This is a genomic window from Kitasatospora sp. NPDC057542 (assembly GCF_042801945.1).
GTDB lineage: Bacteria > Actinomycetota > Actinomycetes > Streptomycetales > Streptomycetaceae > Kitasatospora.
In genome coordinates this window covers 1-2,333 of the sequence record NZ_JBHVFE010000755.1, presented here as the reverse complement: position 1 = coordinate 2,333, position 2,333 = coordinate 1, and the positions used below count along the sequence as shown (strand labels likewise).

Sequence of the window (2,333 nt, the reverse complement as noted above, 5' to 3'; positions counted from 1 at the left end):
GGAGTTCCGCCGGGCGATTTTCCCCCGACCAAGGAGATCGCCCGGGCCGGAACTCCGGCCGTAGTGTTTTCCGCCCCCTTCGGAGGGCCGGCTCCTCACGGCTGCACGTAGCCGCCGAGGAAGTCGCCGATCCGGGTCACCGCGTCGGTGATCTCCTCCGCCCGGGGCAGCGTGACCAGCCGGAAGTGGTCCGGCTCGGGCCAGTTGAAGCCGGTGCCCTGGACCAGCAGGATGCGCTGGGAGCGCAGCAGGTCGAGCACCATCCGGGCGTCGTCCCTGATCTTGTGGACCTTGGGGTCCAGCCGGGGGAAGGCGTACAGCGCGCCCTTGGGCTTGACGCAGCTGACCCCCGGGATCCGGTTCAGCAGCTCGTACGCGGCGTCGCGCGAGGCGTGCAGCCGGCCGCCGGGCAGCACCAGGTCGCGGATCGACTGCCGCCCGCCGAGGGCGGCGGCCACCGCGTGCTGCGCGGGCATGTTGGCGCACAGCCGCATCGAGGCGAGCACGGTCAGGCCCTCGATGTAGCTGCGGGCCCGGTGCCGGTCGCCGGACAGCACCATCCAGCCGGAGCGGAAGCCCGCGACCCGGTACGCCTTGGACAGCCCGTTGAAGGTGACGCAGAAGAGGTCCGGGGCCAGGGTGGCCAGCGGGACGTGCTCGGCGTCGTCGTAGAGGATCTTGTCGTAGATCTCGTCCGCGTAGACCACCAGGTCGTGCCGGCGGGCGATCTCCGTGATGCCCTCCAGCACCTCGCGCGGGTAGACCGCGCCGGTCGGGTTGTTCGGGTTGATCACCACGATGGCCCTGGTCCGGTCGGTGACCTTGGCCTCGATGTCGGCGAGGTCCGGGTACCACTCGGACTGCTCGTCGCAGCGGTAGTGCACCGCGGTGCCGCCGGCCAGCGAGACCGAGGCGGTCCACAGCGGGTAGTCCGGGGCCGGGACGAGCACCTCGTCGCCGTCGTCCAGCAGCGCGGTCATGGCCAGCTGGATCAGTTCGGAGACGCCGTTGCCGAGGAAGACGTCCTCGACGGAGAGGCCGTGCAGCCCGCGGTCCTCGTAGTGCATGACCACCGCGCGGCGGGCGGAGAGCAGGCCCTTGGAGTCGCCGTAGCCGTGCGCGTTGGCGAGGTTGCGCAGGATGTCCTGGAGGATCTCCGGGGGCGCCTCGAAGCCGAAGGTGGCCGGGTTGCCGGTGTTGAGCTTGAGGATGCGGTGGCCCTGTTCCTCCAGCCGCATCGCCTCGTCGAGTACCGGGCCGCGGATGTCGTAGCAGACATTGGCGAGCTTGCTGGACTGGATGACCTGCATGTCCGCCTACTTTAGGGGTACGGAGGGGCCGTGAGGCGGCTCTCCGGAGAGGTGCTTCCGAGGGTCCGAACGGCTCCCTTGGATCGGCAGGCGGCGGTGGCGGGCGGCCTTCCGAACCGGTAGCCGAAGGTCCGGAATGCTCGTGTGTGCGAGGAGCGCACGCCGGCGTGCGGAACGAGACGGACGGCACGCCGCCCGGCGCGGGAGGATGTGGCCGGTGCGTCGATCGAGGAGGGGGTGCGCCGGTGGTCCCGGTCGTGGTCGCGGCGGTGCTGGTCGGTCTCCTGGCGGCTCCGCCGCTGCGCGGGCAGATCGCCCGGTTCGCGGTGCCGGAGGGCCGGCCCTGGTGCGAGGACTGCCCGTCGTGCGGGCGCGCGGTGCGGCTGCTGCCGCCGACCGGGCGCTGCCCGGGCTGTCGGGAGCGACTGGGCGCCGGCCCCTGGACGGTGGAGCCGGTCGCGGTGGCGGTCGCCGTCGCGGTGGCGTACGCGGCGGACGGGCTGCTGGTGCCGACCCTGGCGCTGGCCTGGGCGGCGGCGGTCGGGGTGGCGCTCGGCTTCGTCGATGCGCGGGTGCGCCGACTGCCGTACCGGCTCACCCTGCCGCTGCTCGGCGGGGTGGCCGCGCTGTTGCTGATCGCGGCGCCGGCCGAGGGCGACCCCGGCGCGCTGCTGCGCTGCCTGCTGACCGCGCTCGCGGTCGGGGGCGTGCTCGAACTGGCCGTCTGGCTGGGCGCGTTGGGCCCCGGCGACTCCCCGCTCGGGCTCGCCCTGGGCGGGCTGCTCGGTTGGTACGGCTGGTCGGTGGCGCTCGGCGGGCTGTTCGCCGCGATGGTGCTCGCCGGGCTGTGGGCCACCCTGCGGGCCGCCGCCGCGCTGGCCCGCCGCCGCCCGGTGCGCGGGCTCGACCTCCCGGTCGGCCCGTTCCTGCTGCTCGGCGCGCTCACCGCGGTCCTGGCGCGGTGAGCGCGCGCGTTCGGCGGTAACAAGGGGAGTGGAACGGAGGGGCCCGCCGCACCGGTCG

Annotated in this window: 2 protein-coding genes; one reads left to right on the top strand and one right to left on the bottom strand. The window is 73.7% G+C overall.

Translation table 11 applies throughout. From position 1 onward, the window contains the following. Positions 1–95 precede the first annotated feature (95 nt). The gene (locus tag ACFU7Y_RS43125) at positions 96–1,310 is read right to left on the bottom strand and encodes a pyridoxal phosphate-dependent aminotransferase (RefSeq protein ID WP_224284358.1); all 1,215 of its coding nucleotides are present in this window, start codon (positions 1,308–1,310) and stop codon (positions 96–98) included. 245 nt (positions 1,311–1,555) lie between these two features. Between ACFU7Y_RS43125 and ACFU7Y_RS43120 the strand changes: the two genes are divergently transcribed. Next, on the top strand, positions 1,556–2,275 hold the full coding sequence (locus ACFU7Y_RS43120; RefSeq protein ID WP_380771927.1) for a prepilin peptidase: 720 nt from the start codon (positions 1,556–1,558) through the stop codon (positions 2,273–2,275). The last annotated feature ends 58 nt before the right edge of the window (positions 2,276–2,333 follow it).

Excerpts from the sequence above, each read along its gene's own strand:
- ACFU7Y_RS43125 (WP_224284358.1), bottom strand. The coding sequence starts at position 1,310 with ATGCAGGTCATCCAGTCCAGCAAGCTCGCCAATGTCTGCTACGACATC.